This window comes from Williamsia sp. CHRR-6, assembly GCF_018474015.1.
Classification (GTDB): Bacteria; Actinomycetota; Actinomycetes; order Mycobacteriales; family Mycobacteriaceae; genus Williamsia_A.
The window spans coordinates 563,287-584,086 of record NZ_JAHCSG010000003.1 but is presented as its reverse complement, the minus strand read 5'-3'; the positions used below and the strand labels follow the sequence as shown (position 1 = coordinate 584,086).

Sequence of the window (20,800 nt, the reverse complement as noted above, 5' to 3'; positions counted from 1 at the left end):
GGCGTGTTCGTGGGTGATCGCCAGTTCTGCGACCTCGGCTTCGGAACATGCATTCGAGGTGGCCGCGGCGATGTCATCGAGCAGGGCATGCAGCTGCGCGTACTGCTCGATCAGTGTTCCACTCATGCTGCACCCCCTCCCACAGTCACTGTACGTCAAGTACAGAACAGGCGTTCGAATTGAGCAAGGCGGCGAGACAGCCACGACAAACACGTTGGTCATCACCCGAACTCGATCACCGGGTCGAGCTACGGACGCTTTCGAGGATCGTCTCGACGTTGTTCTGGTCGGCGCTGTCGTCCGACTGCACCATCACGACGAGGGCAGTGTCGGCGCCCACCGCGACTGCCGAATGAACCGCCGGACGCCCGTCGCCTCGCCCGCCGCTCCCGATCACGCACTCAACGTGGCTTGTCCCCACACATGATCAGAGCAGGTGACCCTGCCGGATGCGCGGGGGGCAGCCTGATGTCGGCTGCCACCGGTAGTCCCGCATCTGTCAGCATCGCGGCGACATCCTCGGGTTGGTACAGGTGGGTCGTCCAATCGACGGGAACGTCGCCGTAGCACCGGGCACGCCGCAACTCGCCGTTCCCGCAATGGGTTGCGATTAGTAGCCGACCGCCAGGACGCAGCGAAACAGCCATCGTGCCGATCACCTCTCTGAGCACGCCCCGCGGCAGATGAAACCATGACCACCACCCCAGGACCCCGCCGAGCGATGCCGCAGCGGGACGCAGATCGGTCACCGACGCCACGTCGAACGGGATACTCGGATGTCGGCGACGAGCGTGTTCGACCATCCGGGGTGACAGGTCGACACCTGAGACGTCCACGCCGCGCTCGTGCAGGAGGCCCGCGACCCAGCCCGGGCCGCAGCCGGCGTCGAGGACTGGACCGACGTCACGAACCTGTTCGGCGAACGCCTCCAACGCCACGCGCTGCCACGGCCCCGGATCGCCAACCATGTCGACATAGTTGTCGGCCACCGCGTCGTAGGAGGCGCGGACAGCGTCGAGGTCGCTCACCATCTCGTCGTGCACGGGCGCAACCGTAACGGCAGACCACGACATCGCCACTGAATCCCTGGACACGGCACGAAGCGTGGCTCTACGCTCAGAGTCAGTTATTCTTCATTAACTGAGATGGGAGTGCGACGTGCCGTTTGATCGCGCACGCAACCGCGCCGAGCACGAACGGCTCGTCGGCGAGTTGCGCGAGCGCACCGCGGTAGCAGCGCTCGGCGGACCGGCGAAAGCCCGTGAGCGACACGTCGCCCGCGGCAAGTTGCTGCCCCGCGATCGCGTGGCCGCAGTGCTCGATCCGGGTAGCCCCTTCCTGGAGCTGTCGCCGCTCGCCGCGAACGGCATGTACGACGACGAATGCCCTGGGGCCGGGGTGATCGGCGGGATCGGGCGGGTGTCGGGTCGCGAGTGTGTGATCGTCGCCAACGACGCCACCGTCAAGGGCGGCACCTACTACCCGATGACGGTCAAAAAGCACCTACGCGCTCAGGAGATTGCGCTGGCCAATCACCTGCCGTGCATCTACCTCGTCGACTCCGGCGGTGCGTTCCTACCGCGCCAAGACGAGGTGTTCCCCGACCGCGACCACTTCGGTCGGATCTTCTTCAATCAGGCCACCATGAGTGCGCGTGGCATCCCGCAGATCGCTGCGGTGCTTGGATCATGCACTGCCGGTGGGGCTTACGTGCCCGCCATGAGTGACGAGGCGGTGATCGTCGAGAACCAGGGCACCATCTTCCTCGGTGGCCCGCCGTTGGTGAAGGCGGCGACCGGTGAGGTGGTGACCGCCGAAGAACTCGGTGGCGGCAGTCTGCACTCCACGGTGTCGGGCGTGACCGATCATCTCGCCGCCGACGACCACGATGCCCTCGATCGAGTACGACGCATCATCGCCACCGTCGGACCGCGAGCCGAAACACCCTGGCGCACAGCGCAAGCGCGACCAGCTGCGGTGGACCAACGCGAACTCTACGAGGTGGTCCCCATCGACGTGCGCACGCCCTACGACGTGCGGGAGGTGATCACCCGCATAGTCGACGCCGACCCGAACGGTGCGGTCGGCGCATTCGACGAGTTCAAGGCCGGCTACGGCACCACCCTGGTGACCGGCTTCGCCCACATCCACGGCCATCCCGTCGGCATCGTCGCCAACAACGGGGTGCTGTTCGGTGAATCCGCGCTCAAGGGCGCGCATTTCATCGAGTTGTGCGACAAACGGTCGGTGCCACTGGTGTTCCTGCAGAACATCTCCGGGTTCATGGTGGGTCGTGAGTACGAGGCGGGCGGCATAGCCAAACACGGAGCCAAGATGGTCACCGCTGTGGCCTGCGCACGCGTCCCCAAGCTGACGGTGGTGATCGGCGGGTCCTATGGCGCGGGCAACTATTCGATGTGTGGCCGCGCGTATTCCCCACGTTTCCTGTGGATGTGGCCCAACGCGCGGGTGTCGGTGATGGGTGGAGAACAGGCCGCAGCGGTATTGGCCACGGTGCGTGGTGATCAACTCAGTGCCGGGGGCCAGGAATGGTCAGATGCTGACGCCGAGGCGTTCAAAGCGCCCATCCGGGCTCAGTACGAGACCCAGGGCAACCCGTACTACTCCACGGCGCGGTTGTGGGACGACGGTGTGATCGACCCCGCCGACACCCGCACCATGCTGGGACTGGCGTTGGGCGTGTGCGCCAACGCGCCGCTGGAACCGGTCTCCTACGGCGTCTTTCGGATGTGAGGCGACGACGATGACCGACAACCCGCGAACCATCCGTACCGTGCTGATCGCCAACCGTGGCGAGATCGCCGTCCGCATATGTCGAACGTTGCGCCAGATGGGGATTCGCTCTGTCGCGGTGTACTCAGATGCCGACGCAGGGGGGCTGCATGTGGCCGCAGCCGACGAGGCCGTCCACATCGGACCCGCAGCAGCACGGGAAAGCTACCTCGACATCGACCGCATCATCGCTGCGGCTCGCGCCACGGGCGCCGACGCAATCCATCCGGGTTACGGATTCCTCTCGGAAAACGCGTCTTTCGTGTCTGCCTGCGATGCCGCCGGGCTCATCTTCATCGGCCCGGACGCTCGTGCCATGACGGTGATGGGCGACAAGATCACCGCGAAGAACACCGTCGCCGCCCACGGTGTGCCGGTGGTTCCGGGCATCGCCCGGCCCGGTCTCACCGACGACGAGCTGATCGCCGCCGCCGACGACGTCGGGTACCCGGTGTTGGTCAAGCCGTCGGCCGGTGGTGGCGGCAAAGGGATGCGGGTGGTGACCGACCCGGCCGGGTTGGCCGCCGCGTTGGTCTCGGCCCGCCGGGAGGCCGCCTCGTCGTTCGGCGACGACACGCTGTTCTTGGAACGATTCGTATTGCAGCCCAGGCACATCGAAGTGCAGATCCTCGCCGATGCCCATGGTCATGTGATCCACCTCGGTGAGCGCGAGTGCAGCCTGCAACGTCGTCACCAGAAGGTGATCGAAGAGGCACCGTCGCCGCTGCTGGATGCGGCCACCCGCGCCCGCATCGGAGCCGCCGCCTGCGACACCGCGCGCAGCGTGGGCTACCGGGGTGCCGGCACCGTCGAGTTCATCGTCTCGGCCACCCGCCCCGACGAGTTCTTCTTCATGGAGATGAACACCCGCCTGCAGGTGGAACACCCGGTGACCGAGCTGGTGACCGGAATTGACCTGGTGCAGTGGCAGATTCGTGTGGCCCGCGGTGAACGCCTCGACATCGATCAAGCCGACGTGACGTTGAGCGGGCACGCCGTCGAGGCCCGTCTCTACGCCGAAGACCCGGCGGCGGGGTTCATCCCCACCGGCGGCACTCTGATCGACGTGCTGTCGCCGTCCGGGCCGGGAGTGCGAATGGATTCGGGGATCGTGGCCGGCTCGGTGATCAGCAGCCACTACGACCCGATGCTGGCCAAGATCATCGCCCACGGCTCCGACCGCGCCACTGCGTTGGATCGGCTCGACGACGCGCTGGCGCAGACCGCCACGCCCGGGGTGGTGACCAACGCGGCGTTCCTGCGGCATCTGTTGGCCAACAACGAGGTTCGTGCCGGACACCTCGACACCGCGCTGCTCGACCGGATCGCTCAGAACTATCCGCCTCCGCCGTCCCGGACCGATGAGCAGCGGGCGGTGACCGCAGCGGCGGCGTTGCACTGGCTGACGCGGTGGGCCGACGCCGGCACCGACCCGTGGGGCCAACCGAGCGGGTGGCGCGCGCTGGGCGCCTGCGCACCCACCGTGGTGCGGCTGCAGGTGGACCCAGACCAGACGTACACCGTCGCCATCACCGGATCACCACAGGCGGCAACGGTGTCGGTGGACGATGGCCCGCCGGTCGCGTTGACCGCCACCGTCGAGAATCGTCCCCCTGGGTGGTCGCCGAGAGCACATTCCCCTCGGCTTGGGCTCCCGGCAACGAATGTTGGCGGGGAATCGACGGGCGGCGAGCTGCGGCTGACCGTTGATGGCCACCGCACCCGCCACCACGTCGCCGACGACGGCGTGTCCACCTGGGTCACCGACCGGACTGGTGCTCGCTGTGTGCGCCCGGCCCCGAGCCGGACCGCCGGACGGGCTGCAGCGGTGGACGACACCGAACTGCGTAGTCCGATGCCCGGCACCGTCATCGCGGTGGGTGCCGAGCACGGTGAGACCGTCACCGCCGCAACGGTGGTGGTGGTGGTGGAGGCGATGAAGATGGAGCACTCGCTGACCGCCCCGATCGACGGGGTGGTCGACCTGCTGGTGGCCGCCGGCGATCAGGTGGGCGTCGGGCAACCGCTCGCACGCATACACCCCCCGCAACCCGACGCCGCTCGCAAACCTGATGTCCATGAGGAGAACCCGACATGACCATCCCCGAACTGACCAGCAGCCCGTCGTTGCACACCGGCACCTTGTCGCAGGAGTACACCGACCTCATCGCTGTGGTGCGCGAGTTCGCGCAGACGGTGGTGGCCCCGGTGTCGGCGAAACACGATGCGCAGCGGTCGTTCCCCTACGAGGTGGTGGCGGGAATGGCTGAGATGGGACTGTTCGGTCTGCCGTTCCCCGAGGAGTACGGCGGCATGGGTGGCGACTACTTCGCGCTGTGTCTGGCGCTGGAGGAGCTGGGCAAGGTGGACCAGAGTGTGGCCATCACCCTGGAAGCGGCGGTGTCCCTCGGGGCCATGCCGATCTACCGGTTCGGCACCGAAGAGCAGAAGCGGGAGTGGTTGCCGCGCTTGGCCTCTGGTCGCGCTCTCGGCGCGTTCGGACTGACCGAGCCAGAGGCCGGGAGCGATGCCGGTGGAACCCGCACCACCGCCGTGCTCGACGGCGACGAATGGGTGATCAACGGGTCCAAGCAGTTCATCACCAACTCGGGCACCGACATCACCGAGCTGGTGACGGTGGCCGCAGTGACCGGGGCAGAGGGCGGCCGCAAACAGATCTCCACCATCCTGGTACCCACCGACACCCCTGGGTTCACGGCCGGCCCCGCCTACGACAAGGTGGGGTGGAACGCCTCGGACACCCATCCGCTGACCTTCGACGATGTGCGGGTGCCGCGGGCACATCTGTTGGGGCAGCAGGGACGTGGCTACGCGAACTTCCTGCAGATCCTCGATGAGGGTCGAATCGCCATCGCAGCTTTGGCCGTCGGGGCGGCGCAGGGATGTGTGGATGAGAGCGTCCGGTATGCCACGCAGCGTCGCGCCTTCGGATCAGTGATCGGCGACAACCAGTCGATCGCCTTCATGATCGCCCGGATGCAGGCGCGCGCCTACGTCGCCCGGACCGCTTACTACGACGCGGCGGCGCTGATGTTGGCCGGTAAACCGTTCAAGCAGCAGGCCGCCATCGCCAAGCTGATCTCCTCGGAGGCGGCGATGGACAACGCCCGCGACGCCACCCAGATCCACGGCGGCTACGGCTTCATGAACGAATACGTGGTGTCGCGGCACTACCGCGACAGCAAGATCCTCGAGATCGGCGAGGGCACCACCCAGGTGCAGCTGATGCTGATCGCCCGCGAGCTCGGACTGTAGGAGGGACAGCGGGACACCATTTCGTGACCAAAGGCGGGAAACCGTCACAAGATCGCGTTAGCGTCCCCGGCGCAGGATTCGGCCGCTACGCTGACTTCATGGCTGAAGAGATCACCTCGGTAACCCGTCGGACTGCTCTCGCCCTCGGCGCCGGTGGCGCCGGGCTGATGGTCCTTGCTGCGTGTTCGTCCTCCGATGGGGACGACGACGACAAGTCCGGGTCCGGCTCGGATTCTGCGGCCAAGCCCAGCGCGGCGGCCGATGGCTCCCTGGCGACTTTGGCCGACATCCCGGTGGGCGGGGCCGTGGCGGTCGAACTCGCCGGCGGCGATCCCGGTCTGGTGGTGCGTACCGGCGATGCCACCGCCAAGGTGTTCAACGCCGTCTGCCCTCATCGAGGCTGCACGGTGAAGCCCGAAGACAAGAAACTGGTATGTCCGTGCCACAACTCGGTCTTCGACACCACCACCGGCGCCGTCAAGGAAGGTCCCGCGAAGGAGGGCCTCAAGGAGGTCTCGGCCGCGGTGACCAACGGCAAGGTCATCGCATCCTGATCTGTCCACCTGGTGGACACGCGGATGGGAACCGTGGGGCGCGGTGTTGATCCCGGACATGACCACTTTGAGCCAGAAGGCTTCTACGCTCCTTTCCCTCCATCAGCCCGGTGACCCGGTGGTTCTGCCCACCGTCTGGGACGCGTGGTCGGCCAACCTGGCCCTGTCGGCGGGGTTCACCGCGCTCACCGTCGGCAGCCATCCTGTCTCGGACTCGATCGGCAAACCCGACAACGAAGGCCTGAGGTTCGACGAACTGCTCACCCGCATCGTGCAGATCACCGCGGCGGTGGATGCGCCCATCTCGGTCGACATCGAATCCGGGTACGGCGAAGACCCCAAGCGGCTGATCGAGGGACTCCTCGAGGCCGGCGCGGTGGGCCTCAACATCGAGGACACCGTGCACAGCGAGGGTGGGCGGCTGCGCGAGGCCCAGGAGCACGCCGACGTCGTGGCCGCGCTGCGCGCGGCCTCCGACGCCACCGACGTACACGTGGTGATCAACGCCCGCACCGACCTGTTCGTCAAGCAGATCGGCGATGAGAACGACCGCGTGGATCGGGCGATCGCGCGGTTGAATTTGGCTGCCGACGCAGGTGCCGACTCGCTCTATCCGGTGGGCCTGCACACTCCGGAGGTACATCAGCGGCTCACCTCGGAGCTGTCCAAGCCGGTCAACGCCATCGGCCACCCGATCAAGCATGATCGCGCGACGCTCGCCGGCTATGGGGTGGCGCGGATCAGTTTCGGTCCGCTGTTCCAGGCTGTCCTCGCCGAGCGCGCCGCAGAGGTGTTGGCACCCTGGGCCTGAACGTCACTCGCAGCACACGCGCAGGTCACACCTCGGCCACGGTGGAATCATCGTCGGACTGGGGCGGTTGGTCCTACCAGATCGCACACTTGTCGCAAGAGACCGCCCGAGAAGAGAGTCCGCAATGTACGACGATGATCGCGAGCAGTCACCCAAGATCGGCGCGGCACCGGATGTGGCGAGGATCCGGTCTGACGACAACCCGTTGGTGCGCGGCGTCGACCTCGCCGAGGCGCGAGCCCGACGGCTAATGATCACCGTGGCGTTGGTCTTGTTGCCGTTGACCGTGGTGCCGGGGGTGATGATCTGGCAGTCGCGCGACGACACCGGTGCGCGACCTGCGGTGACCCTGGTGACTGCGGTGACCGACAGGGACGCGGCTGCCGTCACCCCGGTCAGCTCGACGATGGGGGCCGATCGCCTCAACAAGGTGCCTGCGCATTGGCAACTCGGTGGCACCCGGCACGACGGCCTGATCCCCGTCGTGCCGGGTACTCCGGCGGGTAGCAAGATCCCGTTGACGGTGAACTCCGACGGTGTGCCCACTGCGCCGTATCCGCTCGCGGCCGACGCCGGGGTGACTGCGGTGGCCGTGGTCGTGGTGTTGTTCGGGGTGGTGCTGTCGTTGCTGTTCGCTGGGCTCGGGTGGATCCGAGATCGCTTCGATCAGCGGCGCGATCGGATGTGGGACGAGGCGATTCACCGCTTCTTCAACTGAGCCCGATGGCGCCCGCACAGGGAAGACAGCTTAGGCATTCCTTTCTTGACTGAGTCCAGAAAGCCTGGAGACTGGTGTATGACATCCACTCCAGGAGGTAACTGTGACCAACCCCGTGAGCACCACTCTGAACACCGAGAACCAGAAGATCACCGCTGATGCGTTGCAGGGAGCGCTGGTCGATCTGATCGATCTGTCGCTGATCGGCAAGCAGGCCCACTGGACTGTGATCGGCAAGGACTTCGTGCCGCTGCACCAGTCGCTGGATGAGCTGGTGGACACTGCGCGCAACTACTACGACATGGTCGCCGAACGGTCCACCGCGATCGGCGTGGCACCGGATGGGCGAGCGGCCACGGTGACGTCTGGGTCGGGGCTCAAGGGTTACGAGGCCGGATGGACCAAGGACCGCGCAGTTGTCGAGGCGATCACCGACAACCTGGGCGTGATCATCGAGCGTATGCGGGTGCGTATCAAGGACACCGAAGTCGCCGATCCGGTCACCCAGGATTTGTTCATCGAGATCACCGCTGAGCTGGAAAAGGCTCACTGGATGTGGCAGGTTCAGCTCGCCTGACTCTCGACAGGCGCAATACAACCGTGACAACCCGGCCGCGAAAAGCGGCCGGGTTGTTATATTTCTGGGATTGCGAAATACCTCTCAAGACTGAGCGGATCAATAGGCAGTGCGCACGCACATTGTTTATTGAACCGATATCAGATACCTCCACCAGGATGAGTCTGCGCAGGTGAGCAGGGCGATGCGTGCAAGAATCCCATTCCGTTTGAATCATTTGTCCGGTTTGTTCCCGTTGCCGAGTGGGGCCGTCTTGCATTCAATGAAGTGGTCGACAACAACCGCCGGCACACAAGATCGCATTGATTCGAGGAGCCTCACATGTTCAAACGCACTGCATCCGTTCTCACCGCAGCCGCCCTGGTTTCCGGAGCCGCAGCGGGCATTGTTGCCGTCGGCGCCGGTTCGGCTTCAGCCGCCACCAATCCCACTGCCACGGGCACGCCGTCCGCCTCGAGCGCCCGCACTGTGTACTGCTACAAGAGCGCCGGCAACAATGGCTCGCGCCTCAAGCTGAACTTTGCCGACACCGTGGGCACAGGCGGCAAATCACTCACCCAAGGCAATCTGGTGGCCACCGTGCAGAACTGGAACGGTAGCTTCTACGCCGACACCGGCGTGACGCGGACTGTGCCGCCGTCAATCGGTTACCAGACCGGCAACGCCGGCAACCTGTGCACTGTCCTGGCGAACAGCTTCTTCCTCGGCGGCCAGCTCGACGGCTACCTGATCGGCGCCTTCGGCTGATCAGCGAGCGGGGTCACGAGATCCGGTTGCCCTGACTGTCCCAGTGCGCGTCGACTTTTCGACTCGGCGCCACGCGGGGTGGTTCGCCGGGCATCTTCGGGTAGCTCGGGGGATAGGGCAGGTCGCCCAAGCCCTCGGCGTCATCTCGAGTCACCCACTCCAGCAATGGTTCCAACCCGACCCGATGGTCCGTCATGGCGGCCATCGGGTCGGGTCGTGTGCGCAGCAGGTCGGGCACGGTGGCGATGGTGAGGTCGTCCGGCTCTGCGACGGTCAGCTCCTCCCAGGTCAGCGGGGTCGACACCGTGGCGATCGGAGTGCGGCGTGCCGAATACGGCGAGGCCATCGTCCGATCGCGGGCGGCCTGATTGAAGTCGATGAAGATCCGTTGTCCCCGATCCTCTTTCCACCACGAGGTGGTCACTCGCGTCGGATCTCGCCGCTCCAGCTCGCGCGCCAAGGCGATGATCGCGCGGCGCGTGGCGATGAAGTCCCACCGGGGGACGATCGGGACATACACGTGAATGCCACGTCCGCCAGAGGTTTTCGGATAGCCGGTCATGCCGAGTTCGTCCAAGACGGGTGCCAACACGTCGATGGCCACCCGGCGAGCGTCGTCGAAGTCGGTTCCGGGTTGGGGATCGAGATCGATGCGCAGCTGATCGGGGTGATCGTTGTCGGGGGACACGGTCGGCCACGGGTGGAAGGTGACCGTGCCGAGGTTGGCGGCCCACACGATGTCAGCGGCGCTGGTGGTACACATGGCATCTGCGGTGCGTCCGGACGGAAACGTGATGTGGGTGGCCGCAACGTGTTCGGGCCGCTTGGCGGCCACCCGCTTCTGGTAGATCTCCTCGCCGTCGATGCCGTCGGGAAACCGTTGCAGGAACGTCGGGCGATCACGCAGCGCGGTCAGCAGCGCCCCGTCGAGAGCCACGCTGCGGTAGTAACCGACGAGATCGCGCTTGCGGCCACCGGTTTCACCGAGTTGTGGGAAGTAGATCTTGTCCGGGTTCGACATCCGCACCGCGACGCCATCGACGTCGAGTTCCTCTGCGGGAGAACGGGCGGCCATCAGTTCGCCGCCGATGGATCATCAATGGTGGTGCCCGTCGAGGGTGCGGGGTCGGACCGACAGTTCATGGGTGCCATGGTGACACGCAACAGCCCCGCCCGGTGAGATTGCGGGCGGGGCTGCATTCGTCGATGTCGGATGTGTGTGGGGTGTCAGCCGAACTCGCCGTAGCGATAGTTGCCCAGGTCGAAGAGGCCGTTCGCGTCGCTGATCGCACTGCAGGCAACGTCCCCGTTGGCGCCGTCGGGATACCCGGTGGTGGGGCTGAGCCCGGGGATGGTGTCCAGGTAGTCGTAGTGCTGGCCGGTCCATTTCTGGATGGAGCCTGAGAGTCCCTGAGCGAGAGTGGTTCCGGGGCGTTCGGGGAACGCGACCGCGGTGAACGTGAAGACCAAGCGCTCGTTGTTGGTCCCACCGGGGTGCTGGTAGCAGGCCAGGCGGTCGGCGCCGGTCGCGGCTGCAGGCGCTGCGGTGACGAGTGCTCCACCGACGATGGACCCGGCGAGAACGGCGGTTGCTGCGCCGGCAGTCATTACACGTTTCAACATGTGTGCTCCTTGATCGGATCGATGCCCGAACGTTCGCCGGTCGGGCTGCACGCATGGTGTCGCCAGATCTTCACATCAGCAAACAGACAATTGCCGTCAACGGATTGAACTGCCGATATGCGACTGGCGGAATTGCCGGTGTGTCGCCCATGTGACGTGGCCTTTTTCCGCTGGACTACGAATCGGTATCGATTGGTACGTCGATGGCGATCACTCGGCGCCGAGAACGTCGAAAAGGTCATACGTCAGCGGCACCTCGAGCTGGTCGTACCCGCAACTGACCGGGTCCCGGTCGGGTCGCCAACGCTGGAACGTGACCGTATGGCGGAACCGATCCTTTTCCATCTGGTCATAGCCCACCTCGACCACCAGCTCGGGTCGGATCGGTATCCATTCGCCGGTGCCCGCAGCGTTCCACCGATTGGGTTCACCCTGGGCGCTGTGATCGGGGTCCAGACGCATCGGCTCGAACCGAGCCTGGAGTTCCACGCGGGTGGCATCGCTGAAGGCACTCGACCCGCCGACCATCCGCAGATCACCGTCCCGGTAGAGGCCGAGCAGCATCGAGCCGACGCCCGTGCCGCTCTTGTGCACTCGATACCCGACCACCACGCAGTCGGCAGTGCGCTTGTGTTTCACCTTCGCCATCTCACGCTTGCCTGGGACATACGTCCCGTCGATTCGCTTGCTCACCACCCCGTCGAGGCCCGCACCTTCGAAGGCGCTGAACCATCGGTGCGCCTCATCGGAGTCGGTGGTGACGCGCGAGATGTGCAGTCTGCCGACGCCGGAGATGGCCTGAGTCAACGCGTCGCGACGATGCGGGAACGTCTCGACGGTCAGATCGCGGTGGCCCAGCGCCAGCGCATCGAAGCCGATGAAGATGGCCGGGGTCTTCTCGGCCAGCATCTGCACGCGCGACTGCGCCGGGTGTATCCGCTGGCTCAACGAGTCCCAGTCGAGGCGACGCACCCCGTTGATCTGGGCCTGCACCCCGATCTCGCCGTCGACGACCACCTTCTCTGGCAGTTCGGCGCGCGCGGCGTCGACGAGTTCGGGAAAGTATCGGGCCAGGTCCTTGCCGCCGCGCGAGCCGATGACCACCTCATCACCGTCGCGGAAGATCAATGCGCGGAACCCATCCCACTTGGGCTCGTGCGACCACACGGTGCCATCGGCGGGTTGCGCGGGCACTGCGGCGACCGCCTTGGCCAACATCGGCGCCACCGGAGGCATCACGGGGAGATCCACGGGGTCATCCTCGCATGTGGCTCTACGGATGCGGACAGGTCATGGGGTCAGACGCGAGAACAATTCACGTAGCCGACCACCGCATGGTGGTCGGCTACGCATTGTTGTCGGTTGTTCAGAGGCAGTTCTTCACGATGCCACCGAAACCGGTGGCAACCTCGAAGATCTCTTTCAAGGCTTTGATGAGATCGGTCTTGGAATCGACGGCAATCAATCGCTTGACCACCTTCGCAATTCCGCCGGCACGCTTGATCTTCGCGACGAAGACCACATTCGTGGCGACGAACTCGGCGACGGCAGCGCTACACCTCAGCACGTCGATGATGCCGGTGGGTGCCACGGGAGCCACCGCGACAAGCCTTTGACCTGCAGCGTCGATCGGAAAGGTGTCGCCGGTGGCTCCTGACGTCACGAATGCGACCGTCCCCTCGGGAAGTCCGCGCGAGCCTATCGAAGCGGCCAGATCGTTGAGCTCGATCACCTCGGACTGCGGGACGTCAAACCGCGTCACGTCTGGTCCGCCAGGAACTGCATTGGCGATGGATGTCGTCATCAACCCCACCATCAGGGACATGACAACCACGATCATGGGCTTGAAAATAGTGCGCACTGAATCTCCTTTTGTTGGGCTGGTAACGGCGCGTACCAGAGTCTCGCCCATGAAAGGAAATTTTGTCAACGACTTTCGGAAAAGAGAAGAATGACCGATTTCGGTGTTCGGCAGAACGGCGATGTTCTGTGCTCGATCAGCCGTTCAACCGCGCAGAGCTACGGGTGAATGTTCTCCCACTGCTCGCGCGCCACCCGGTAGATGCGGCCATCGCCCTCATACCACGGGTCGGGCATCACACCGACGAGCGACAGACCCAGTCGGTCGGCGACCGCAGCCGAACGGTGGTTGTCGGGGAACATGTCGCACCACAGCTCGGTGGCGCCGCGGGCGAAGGCCATGTCGATGATGGCGCGCGCGGCTTCGGTGGCGTAGCCGTGGCCGGTAGAGTCCGGGTGCAAGTGCCAGCCCACCTCGTATTCGCCGACGAAACCGCCGTCCCTACGCACGGCCGGTGCGATCAACACGGTGCCCGCGACCACCCCGGTCTCGCGAATTTCGATGGCACGCCGGAAGTTCAGTGGGTCCGATGCCTCACTGTCGCACTGTCTGGTCACCCACGCCCGGGCGGCGGCGATGTCGGGCATCGGGACATACGGCGGGTCACCGAGCCATCGGATCACCTCGTGTCGGCTCAAGATGTCGAGCACCCGCGGCGCGTCGGCGTCGCGGTATGGCCGCAGGATCAGTCGCGCGGTGTGCACTGTGGTCATCAGGTCATGGTGCGACCCGGCCGGGCAGATAGCCACCGAATTCTTGTCATCTGACGGTGGATGGGTACCGCCGTGCCGGCATCAGGACTCGGCGAGGTCTCCCCGCGCTGCCTTCGCCTTCTCGTGGTCGCGCAGCCCTTTCGTCACCAGCGCCATGGTCAGCTCGAGGATCGCGGCCACTGCCGCCACCTGGCCGACCATCGCCACGAGGGGGATGTAGAAGGTGACACCGTCGGCCCGCAGCGCCCACACCACGCAGGCGATCGGTACCGCCACGATTGCTGTCGGAATCCCCACCCATGCGAACACGACACCGTAGAGCGCTATCCCGGGCACGCCTTGGTCAGTGAAAAAGATTGTCGTGTAAAGCAATATCGGGATGAGCAGCACTCCGAGGAAGGAGACCATGAACAACAGCACGGTGGCAACGAGATCGACCATCGTGTCCTCCCGGTGCGAAGGCCCAGCGATTGTGCGGGCAGCGGCAGATCTGGACAGATGTAAGTCCTACTCACTTACAGCGCATCTGGCTAGTCTCGGTGGCATGGACTCCCCCGGCGGCGGTACCAGCGCCGGCCGCTATGCGCCGTCGCCGTCTGGTGACCTGCACATCGGCAACCTGCGTACCGCGCTGCTGGCGTGGATGTTCGCCCGCAGCACCGGCCGCCGGTTCCTGCTGCGAATCGAAGACCTCGACGATCGGACCAGTCACGAGGTGGCGCAACGTCAGCTGGCCGACCTGCGCGATCTCGGTATCGATTTCGACGGCGAGGTGATGGTGCAATCGCGCCGCACCGAGGTCTACGACGCCACCATCGCCGAGCTGACCGCGGCTGGACGCACCTACGAGTGTTGGTGCAGCCGTAAGGAGATCCTCGCCGCGACCCGGGCCCCGCACGCCCCGCCCGGCGCCTACCCGGGGACCTGCCGCGATCTCACCGCCTCCGCAAGGGCGGCTCGGCGGGCGTCGGGGAAACCGCCCGCCATCCGATTACGTTCGCAGACCAGCCGATTCACCATCGTCGATCAGTTGATCGGCGAGTTCACCGGTGCAGTAGACGATTTCGTCCTTCGTCGTGGCGACGGTACCGCCGCCTACAACCTGGCGGTGGTGGTAGACGATGCGGCGAGCGGGGTGGATCAGGTGGTGCGTGGTGACGACCTGCTGACCTCCAGTCCCCGCCAGGGCTACCTGGCCACTCTGATCGGTGCAGATGTGCCCACCTACGTGCACGTTCCGCTGGTCCTGAACCCGGCCGGAGTGCGGTTGGCCAAACGCGACGGCGCCGTGACCAGGGCCGACCTCGCCCTCGTCGGCGTCGACATCGACCACATCCGCGGCCTGATCGGTCGCTCGTTACGACTGGCCGGACCCGACGAGACCCCGAGTGCAGCACAGCTGCTGGCTCGCTTCGATCCTCAACGCCTGCCGCAGGGCCCATGGATCGTCGACCCCGCCGAGATGTGGTGACCGGTTTCACCGGTCGGCCACTCCGATGTCCTAGACTGGGCGCCTGTCCAGGTCGTGCCCAGCTGTGGGTGCGCCGAGAAAGTCGGGAGAGGAACCCCACGTGAGCGGACCCCAGCAGTACCCAGGCAATGACCCCCAGTACGGTGCGCCGCCCAACCCTGCACCCCAGTACCCCGCGCCCGGGTCGTATCCACCGCCCGCTCAGCCGGGTGCGGGGGCTTATCCGCCGCCGGGTCAGTACCCGCAGCAGCCCGGGGCGTTCCCGCCGCCGCCTCCGGTGGATCCCTACGGCCAGGGTGGATACGGCCAGCCCATCTACGGTGGCGCCGGTCAGCCCGCTGATGCCGGAATCCGACTGGTGGCCCGCATCATCGACAGCATCATCGTCTACATCCCCACGTTCATCATCAGCTTCGCGGCCGGGGTGGGTGTATACGCCTCGAATGGCTCTGGCGTCAGCGTCGGTCTGGTGATCGCGCTGTCCCTGGTGCTCGCGGTCGCCGCCTCGGCCTACTACGTGCTGATGGAGGCGAAGACCGGAAGCACGGTGGGCAAGAAGGTCCTGGGGCTGAAAGTGGTCGGCCCGGCCGGGGGCAACCCGAGCATCAGCCAGGCCGCGCTGCGGTTCCTTCCCCTGTTCCTGGCCGGCCTGGTGACGGGCGTGCTGGGCATTCTCGGCTTCCTGGTCACCCTGGCGGTCTACATCGCTCTCGGCGTCACCATCAGCCAGTCGCCGTCCAAGCAGGGTTTCCACGACAGGATGGCCGGCGGCACGCAGGTGGTCCGCACCCGCTGATCGGCCACCGGTCGCCGCGAACGAAAGATCCCGCCGCCCAGCACGTTCGGGCGGCGGGATCCGTCGTTTCGTGACCTGTGGGTCGGCGTGGGCCGAGCCGATCAGGCAGCGGGACTGATCACCCCGCCGGTGAGGGAACGGAACGCGTACGCGTTGGCGATGGCTACCAGCGGCACGGCCACCAACAGCCCCACACCGCAAAGCAACAGTCCCACCACCAGGATCGCCACCGAGGCCAGGGCCAGCAGCAGCAGAGGCCCGATGTTGGCCGACACCAGTTGGAAACTGTTCTTCAGTGAATCACCGACGCTGGTGCGCTTGTCGAGAGCGAAGTAGGTGGAGAACCACAGCAGGAAGGTGGCCACGATGCCTGGGATGATGAACAGGAGCAGGCCGATCTCACTGATCACCACCACCGACAGCGCCACCGGGAGCGCGGCCACCACCGTGCCGATGCCGAAGATGTCGGCGATCTGCGGTGTGGTGCCGTCGGTTTCGCGCAGTGACACCTGGACCAACAGCAGCTGCAGAACCGAGGAGACAACCAGCGCGAGCACCAGGCTCACAGCAATCCCCACGAACGAGTCCACGACGATCGATGGGAGCTGCGCGATTCCTGAGGCGACGACGAAGACGACGGTGAGCACGATCCAGGTGGCCGGATTGGCCTTGAACTTGTTGAAGGCGTACGACAGTGCCGCACCCACCGACAGCTCCGGCGGCTGCTGGTACTCACCGAACTGCGGCGGAGGCGGCGGAAAGCCCTGGGCCGCAAACTGTTCGGTCGGAGGTGGATAGGTGCCGGGCGCAGGCGGTGGGTAGTTGCCCGGCGGTGGATAATTGCCTGCCGGCGGTGGATAGCTGCCTGCCGGCGGTGGATAACTGCCGGGCGGCGGTGGATAGCTGCCGGGCGCCGACGGTGGCTGACCACCCGGGACGGGTGGCGGGTACGCGCCAGGCTTCTGGCTGGGATCGGGCACAGCGTTGGGGTCGTTCCCGGGCGGCGGATAGCTGGTCATGTCGTCCCTTGGTTGTCGATTCCAGTGGCCGATGAGCGCGCGGCTGTGGCAAAGCGCCCCCATCGGGTGCCAACACTAGTGATCAGGGGCGACGCCTGCGTACCTGTTCAGCCAACCTGGCCGGTCGGACCACCTGTGCCGGCGTAGTACCGGGCCAGGAAGCCGTCGCGGTACTCCCGATACGTGCCGTCGATGATGGCTCGCCGCGCGCGATCGACCAGCGTGACGATGAAGTGCTCGTTGTGGATGGTGCACAAGGTGGCCGCGAGACCCTCCTTCGCCTTGAACAGGTGGTGGATGTAGGCGCGGCTGTAGTTCGACGTGTAGTTGTGCAACTCGGGATCCAGCGGACCGAAGTCGTCACGGAAGCGTCGGTTGGTCACGTTGTAGCGGCCGTCGAAGGAGTAGATGGCACCGTTGCGGGCCACCCGCGAGGGCGACACACAGTCGAAGGTGTCGATCCCGGCCTCGATGGCGGTGAAGATGTCGTCGGGTTCGCTTATCCCCAGCAGGTGCTTGGGTGCGTCGAGCGGCAGCTCGTCGTTCACCCATCCGACGATCTGGCCGAGGTTCTGCTTCTCCAGCGCGCCCCCGATCCCGTAACCGCCGAAACCGCGTCCGCCGGAATCCGTATCGCGCTTGCTCAACTCGGCCAGGTCGCGCGCGGCCTTGCGGCGCAGGTCCTCGTACTGCGCACCCTGCACCACACCCCACAGGGCCTGCGGGGGACGATGACTGCGCGCGGCGTTGAGCCGATTGTGTTCAGCCAGACAGCGAATGGCCCACAGCCGGGTGCGTTCCAGCGAGTTCTCCTGGTACGAGCGGGTGTTCATCAATGTGGTCAGCTCGTCGAAGGCGAAGATGATGTCGGCGCCCAGCTGATGTTGGATCTGCATCGACACCTCCGGGGTGAACCGGTGGGTGGAGCCGTCGAGGTGGGACTTGAAGGTGACGCCGTCGTCGTCCACCCGCGCCAGCCGTTCTTTGCCCGGGGCGATGCTGTCGTCGTCGGGGGTGAGGGTCGGGTCGCCGGCGGTCATCGAGATGACCTTCTTGAACCCCACGCCCAGCGACATCACCTGGAAGCCGCCGCTGTCGGTGTAGGTGGGTCCGGGCCAGTTCATGAACGCGCCGAGTCCGCCTGCGGCGTCGACGATCTCGGGCCCCGGCTGCAGGTAGAGGTGGTAGGCGTTGGCCAGCACGGCCTGGGCGCCGAGTTCGGCAACCGCCTCAGGCAGAACGGTTTTCACCGTCGCCTTGGTGCCCACCGGGATGAAAGCGGGTGTGGCGATGTCGCCGTGCGGGGTGTGGATCTCCCCGGTTCGACCACGCGTGCCGGCCAGCTCGGCGCCGACGGTGAAGCCGCTGGGGGAAACCTCGGGTGCAGTGCTCATCACCGGCGATCATCCCACGATGCAGCAGGTCGCCCCCGCAGACGACCCACGCCCTCATCGCCGACGCCCGCCGACGACCGACGCCCGCACTCAGGTGAATGCGGGCGTCCGATCGAGCGTGCGGTGCGGCCTAGACCTGCACGCGGTCGTCCTCGCGCTGCGACACTGCGCCGTTTCGCGTCTCGAGGTAGCGGTTGAGCTTGTCGCCCTCGACGTCGACGTCGGGCAGGATGCGGTCGAGCCACGTGGGGATCCACCAGGCCTTGTCTCCCATCAGCGACAATGCGGCCGGGATGGCCACCATGCGCACCAGGAAGGCGTCGAAGACCACGGCCGCGGCCAGCGCGAAGCCCATCGACTTGATCAGTGTGTTCTCCTGCAGCACGAACGCGGCGAACACCGAGGTCATGATCAACGCGGCTGCGGTGACCACGCGGGCCCCGTGGGTGAAGCCCTCACGCACGGCCTCGGTCGGAGAGGCGCCGTGCACGTAGGCCTCGCGCATCCGAGTCACCAGGAACACCTGGTAGTCCATCGCCAAACCGAACACGATGCCGATGAGGAAGATCGGCAAGAAGCTGACGATCGGCTGTGGATTGCCGGTCAGGCCCAGGTGACCTTCCTGGAACACCGCGACCGTGGCACCGAAGGTGGCCACCACGCTGAGCAGGAAGCCCAATGCTGCGGTCAGCGGGACCAGGATCGAGCGGAACACCGCCACCAACAGGATGAATGCCAGCCCGACGACGATCGCCAGATACGGCGCCAGCGAGTCAGCCAGCCGCTGCGACACGTCGTCGGCGATCGCGGTCTGCCCGGTCACCCCGTAGGTGACCCCGGTGGCCTGGGTGAACGACGCCTCCTGGTCCCGGATGTCGGACACCAGGTCATGGGTGGCGTCGCTGCTGGGGCCGGTGGTCGGCTCGATGGTGATCACCGCGGTGTCCTTGTTGGCGGTGACGTCGGTCGGCGCGATGAGCACCGCTCGGACGTTCTTGAGCGCCTTCACCTCGGTGACGAGACGTTCGTAGGCCTGCACCCGCTGCTGGGGATCGGCCACCTTCGAGCCGTCGGCGACCACGGCGATGACGCCGTTGCGGCCGGCGCCGAACTCGTCGCTGACGATGTCGTAGGCCTTGCGCTGTGTGGTGGACGGGTCGTTGAAGCCGTCGTCGGGCAGCGCCAACTTCAGGTTGACCATCGGTCCGGCGATCACTCCGAGAACGACCACCGCCAAGACCAGGGCCACCCCCGGGTGCTTGATGACGCGACCGACGAATCGGTGTGCGGCCCCGAGTCGACCTTGGGCCTCGCGCTCCACTCGGCGGTCGGTGTCGGGCGGGTTGACGCCCGGCACGGTGCCGGCGAACGCCTTGGTTCCAAACAGTCCGAGCACGGCGGGAAGCAGGGTCAACGCGACCAACACCGCGACGAACACGGTGCCCGCTGCCGACAGACCCATCGCCGTCAGGAACGGGATCTTCACCACCGACAGCGCGGCCAGCGCGATCAACACGGTGAGACCGGCGAACACCACGGCGCTGCCTGCGGTCCCGACGGCCCGGCCGGCCGCCTCGGCGGGATCGGAGTTCTTGCGCAACTCGTGGCGGTACCGGGACACGATGAATAGCGCGTAGTCGATACCGACGGCCAGACCGATCATCGTCGCCAGGATCGGGGTCTCGCGTGCCAGATCGACGAAGCCGGTGGCGGTGGTGATGCCCAGCACGCCGATCGTGAGACCGATCAGGGCGGTGATGAGCGGCATCCCCCACGCGACGAACGAACCGAAGGTCACGATCATGACGACGATGGCCACGGCGACACCGATCAGCTCAGAGGTCGCTTCGATCTTGGGCAGTTTGAGAGCCAGGCCGGTCATCTCGACGGTGAGCCCGGACTTGCGTGCTTCCTTGGCGACGTTGTCGATCTGCTGGTGGGTCCGCTCGGTGACGTCTGATGGTGTGGTCTTGTTCAGCGAGACCTGGATCTGGGCGGCCGTGGCCTGCTCGTTGATCGGCCCGAAGGCCAGCAGATCCTTGCTCGGCGGGGTGGCCGGGACCGGCGCGGTGAACGGGTTGATGATCGTCTCGGGGTTCTTGACGTCGTCGATCTTCTTGGCTTGTTCGACCAAGGTGTTGATTGCCTGTTGGTATCTGGGGTCAGTCAGATTCTGGCCGTCAGGGGCTTTGATCGTGTATCGCACCGAGATGTCCTCGGTGAACTTGACCTTGTCGGGGAACTTCTCGACCAGCTTGGTCTGCGCCCTTTCGGACGGGATGCCTGGAATGGTGAAGGTGTTGCTGGTCGGCCCGGACAGTGTGGCCGCGGCGACTCCCATGCCGACCAGGACAAGCACCCAGATACCGATCATCTTGAACCGGTTGGTGTACGACCAACGACCGATTCGATACAGGTATGTAGCCATGATCACTTCCTTGTCGGGC

At 65.8% G+C, this 20,800-nt stretch carries 20 protein-coding genes; 10 read left to right on the top strand and 10 right to left on the bottom strand.

The features are described from left to right. Positions 1 to 401: 401 nt before the first annotated feature. Entirely contained in the window at positions 402 to 1,043 is a 642-nt protein-coding gene (locus KIK15_RS11600; protein ID WP_307851847.1) for a methyltransferase domain-containing protein, read from the bottom strand. A gap of 115 nt (positions 1,044 to 1,158) precedes the next feature. On the opposite strand from KIK15_RS11600, the gene KIK15_RS11595 reads away from it, so the two are divergent. The 8 genes from KIK15_RS11595 to KIK15_RS11560 all read left to right on the top strand — a co-directional run bounded on the left by KIK15_RS11595 (position 1,159) and on the right by KIK15_RS11560 (position 9,476). Beyond that, the gene (locus KIK15_RS11595) at positions 1,159 to 2,754 is read left to right on the top strand and encodes a carboxyl transferase domain-containing protein (protein ID WP_214244514.1); all 1,596 of its coding nucleotides are present in this window, start codon (positions 1,159 to 1,161) and stop codon (positions 2,752 to 2,754) included. Positions 2,755 to 2,764: 10 nt separating this feature from the next. After that, the gene (locus KIK15_RS11590) at positions 2,765 to 4,891 is read left to right on the top strand and encodes an acetyl-CoA carboxylase biotin carboxylase subunit (protein ID WP_214244512.1); all 2,127 of its coding nucleotides are present in this window, start codon (positions 2,765 to 2,767) and stop codon (positions 4,889 to 4,891) included. Then, a complete protein-coding gene (locus KIK15_RS11585) occupies positions 4,888 to 6,069 on the top strand; it encodes an acyl-CoA dehydrogenase family protein (RefSeq protein ID WP_214244510.1) in 1,182 nt (393 codons plus the stop codon). Before KIK15_RS11590 ends, KIK15_RS11585 begins: the two co-directional genes overlap by 4 nt. A gap of 98 nt (positions 6,070 to 6,167) precedes the next feature. Further along, on the top strand, positions 6,168 to 6,623 hold the full coding sequence (locus KIK15_RS11580) for a Rieske (2Fe-2S) protein (RefSeq protein ID WP_214244508.1): 456 nt from the start codon (positions 6,168 to 6,170) through the stop codon (positions 6,621 to 6,623). Between the two features lie 58 nt (positions 6,624 to 6,681). After that, entirely contained in the window at positions 6,682 to 7,434 is a 753-nt protein-coding gene (locus KIK15_RS11575) for an isocitrate lyase/phosphoenolpyruvate mutase family protein (RefSeq protein ID WP_214244507.1), read from the top strand. A gap of 124 nt (positions 7,435 to 7,558) precedes the next feature. Then, positions 7,559 to 8,152 (top strand): hypothetical protein, encoded by a 594-nt coding sequence (locus KIK15_RS11570; RefSeq protein ID WP_214244505.1) that lies wholly within the window; start codon positions 7,559 to 7,561, stop codon positions 8,150 to 8,152. Positions 8,153 to 8,255: 103 nt separating this feature from the next. After that, positions 8,256 to 8,729 carry a Dps family protein gene (locus tag KIK15_RS11565; protein ID WP_214244503.1) on the top strand — a complete coding sequence of 158 codons (474 nt, stop codon included), beginning with the start codon at positions 8,256 to 8,258 and terminating at the stop codon, positions 8,727 to 8,729. Positions 8,730 to 9,050: 321 nt separating this feature from the next. Next, positions 9,051 to 9,476 carry a hypothetical protein gene (locus KIK15_RS11560; RefSeq protein ID WP_214244501.1) on the top strand — a complete coding sequence of 142 codons (426 nt, stop codon included), beginning with the start codon at positions 9,051 to 9,053 and terminating at the stop codon, positions 9,474 to 9,476. Positions 9,477 to 9,489: 13 nt separating this feature from the next. Here KIK15_RS11560 and KIK15_RS11555 read toward each other — a convergent pair whose 3' ends face one another. The 6 genes from KIK15_RS11555 to KIK15_RS11530 form a co-directional block, all read right to left on the bottom strand. Then, positions 9,490 to 10,551, bottom strand: a complete 1,062-nt coding sequence (locus KIK15_RS11555; RefSeq protein WP_214244499.1) for a DNA polymerase domain-containing protein — start codon at positions 10,549 to 10,551, stop codon at positions 9,490 to 9,492. 152 nt (positions 10,552 to 10,703) lie between these two features. After that, complete coding sequence (locus tag KIK15_RS11550; protein WP_214244497.1) at positions 10,704 to 11,099, bottom strand: hypothetical protein; 396 nt, start codon at positions 11,097 to 11,099, stop codon at positions 10,704 to 10,706. A 210-nt stretch (positions 11,100 to 11,309) separates the two neighbouring features. Beyond that, positions 11,310 to 12,350: an ATP-dependent DNA ligase gene (locus KIK15_RS11545; RefSeq protein ID WP_307851846.1), complete on the bottom strand. Its 1,041-nt coding sequence runs from the start codon at positions 12,348 to 12,350 to the stop codon at positions 11,310 to 11,312. Between the two features lie 115 nt (positions 12,351 to 12,465). Next, on the bottom strand, positions 12,466 to 13,011 hold the full coding sequence (locus KIK15_RS11540; RefSeq protein ID WP_214244495.1) for a hypothetical protein: 546 nt from the start codon (positions 13,009 to 13,011) through the stop codon (positions 12,466 to 12,468). 107 nt (positions 13,012 to 13,118) lie between these two features. Continuing rightward, positions 13,119 to 13,673 (bottom strand): GNAT family N-acetyltransferase, encoded by a 555-nt coding sequence (locus KIK15_RS11535; RefSeq protein WP_214244493.1) that lies wholly within the window; start codon positions 13,671 to 13,673, stop codon positions 13,119 to 13,121. 81 nt (positions 13,674 to 13,754) lie between these two features. Beyond that, on the bottom strand, positions 13,755 to 14,114 hold the full coding sequence (locus KIK15_RS11530) for a hypothetical protein (RefSeq protein WP_214244491.1): 360 nt from the start codon (positions 14,112 to 14,114) through the stop codon (positions 13,755 to 13,757). 103 nt (positions 14,115 to 14,217) lie between these two features. On the opposite strand from KIK15_RS11530, the gene gluQRS reads away from it, so the two are divergent. Together gluQRS and KIK15_RS18615 are read left to right on the top strand one after the other, a co-directional pair. Next, positions 14,218 to 15,144, top strand: coding sequence for a tRNA glutamyl-Q(34) synthetase GluQRS (gene gluQRS, locus KIK15_RS11525; protein WP_214244489.1), 927 nt, complete (start codon positions 14,218 to 14,220; stop codon positions 15,142 to 15,144). A gap of 100 nt (positions 15,145 to 15,244) precedes the next feature. Beyond that, a complete protein-coding gene (locus KIK15_RS18615; protein ID WP_307851845.1) occupies positions 15,245 to 15,940 on the top strand; it encodes an RDD family protein in 696 nt (231 codons plus the stop codon). Between the two features lie 101 nt (positions 15,941 to 16,041). On the opposite strand, the gene KIK15_RS11515 is transcribed toward KIK15_RS18615, so the two are convergent. The 3 genes from KIK15_RS11515 to KIK15_RS11505 all read right to left on the bottom strand — a co-directional run bounded on the left by KIK15_RS11515 (position 16,042) and on the right by KIK15_RS11505 (position 20,781). After that, positions 16,042 to 16,959, bottom strand: coding sequence for a hypothetical protein (locus tag KIK15_RS11515; protein ID WP_214244487.1), 918 nt, complete (start codon positions 16,957 to 16,959; stop codon positions 16,042 to 16,044). Positions 16,960 to 17,066: 107 nt separating this feature from the next. Beyond that, complete coding sequence (tgt, locus tag KIK15_RS11510) at positions 17,067 to 18,353, bottom strand: tRNA guanosine(34) transglycosylase Tgt (RefSeq protein ID WP_214244484.1); 1,287 nt, start codon at positions 18,351 to 18,353, stop codon at positions 17,067 to 17,069. Between the two features lie 130 nt (positions 18,354 to 18,483). After that, entirely contained in the window at positions 18,484 to 20,781 is a 2,298-nt protein-coding gene (locus KIK15_RS11505; protein ID WP_214244483.1) for an MMPL family transporter, read from the bottom strand. Between the last annotated feature and the right edge of the window lie 19 nt (positions 20,782 to 20,800).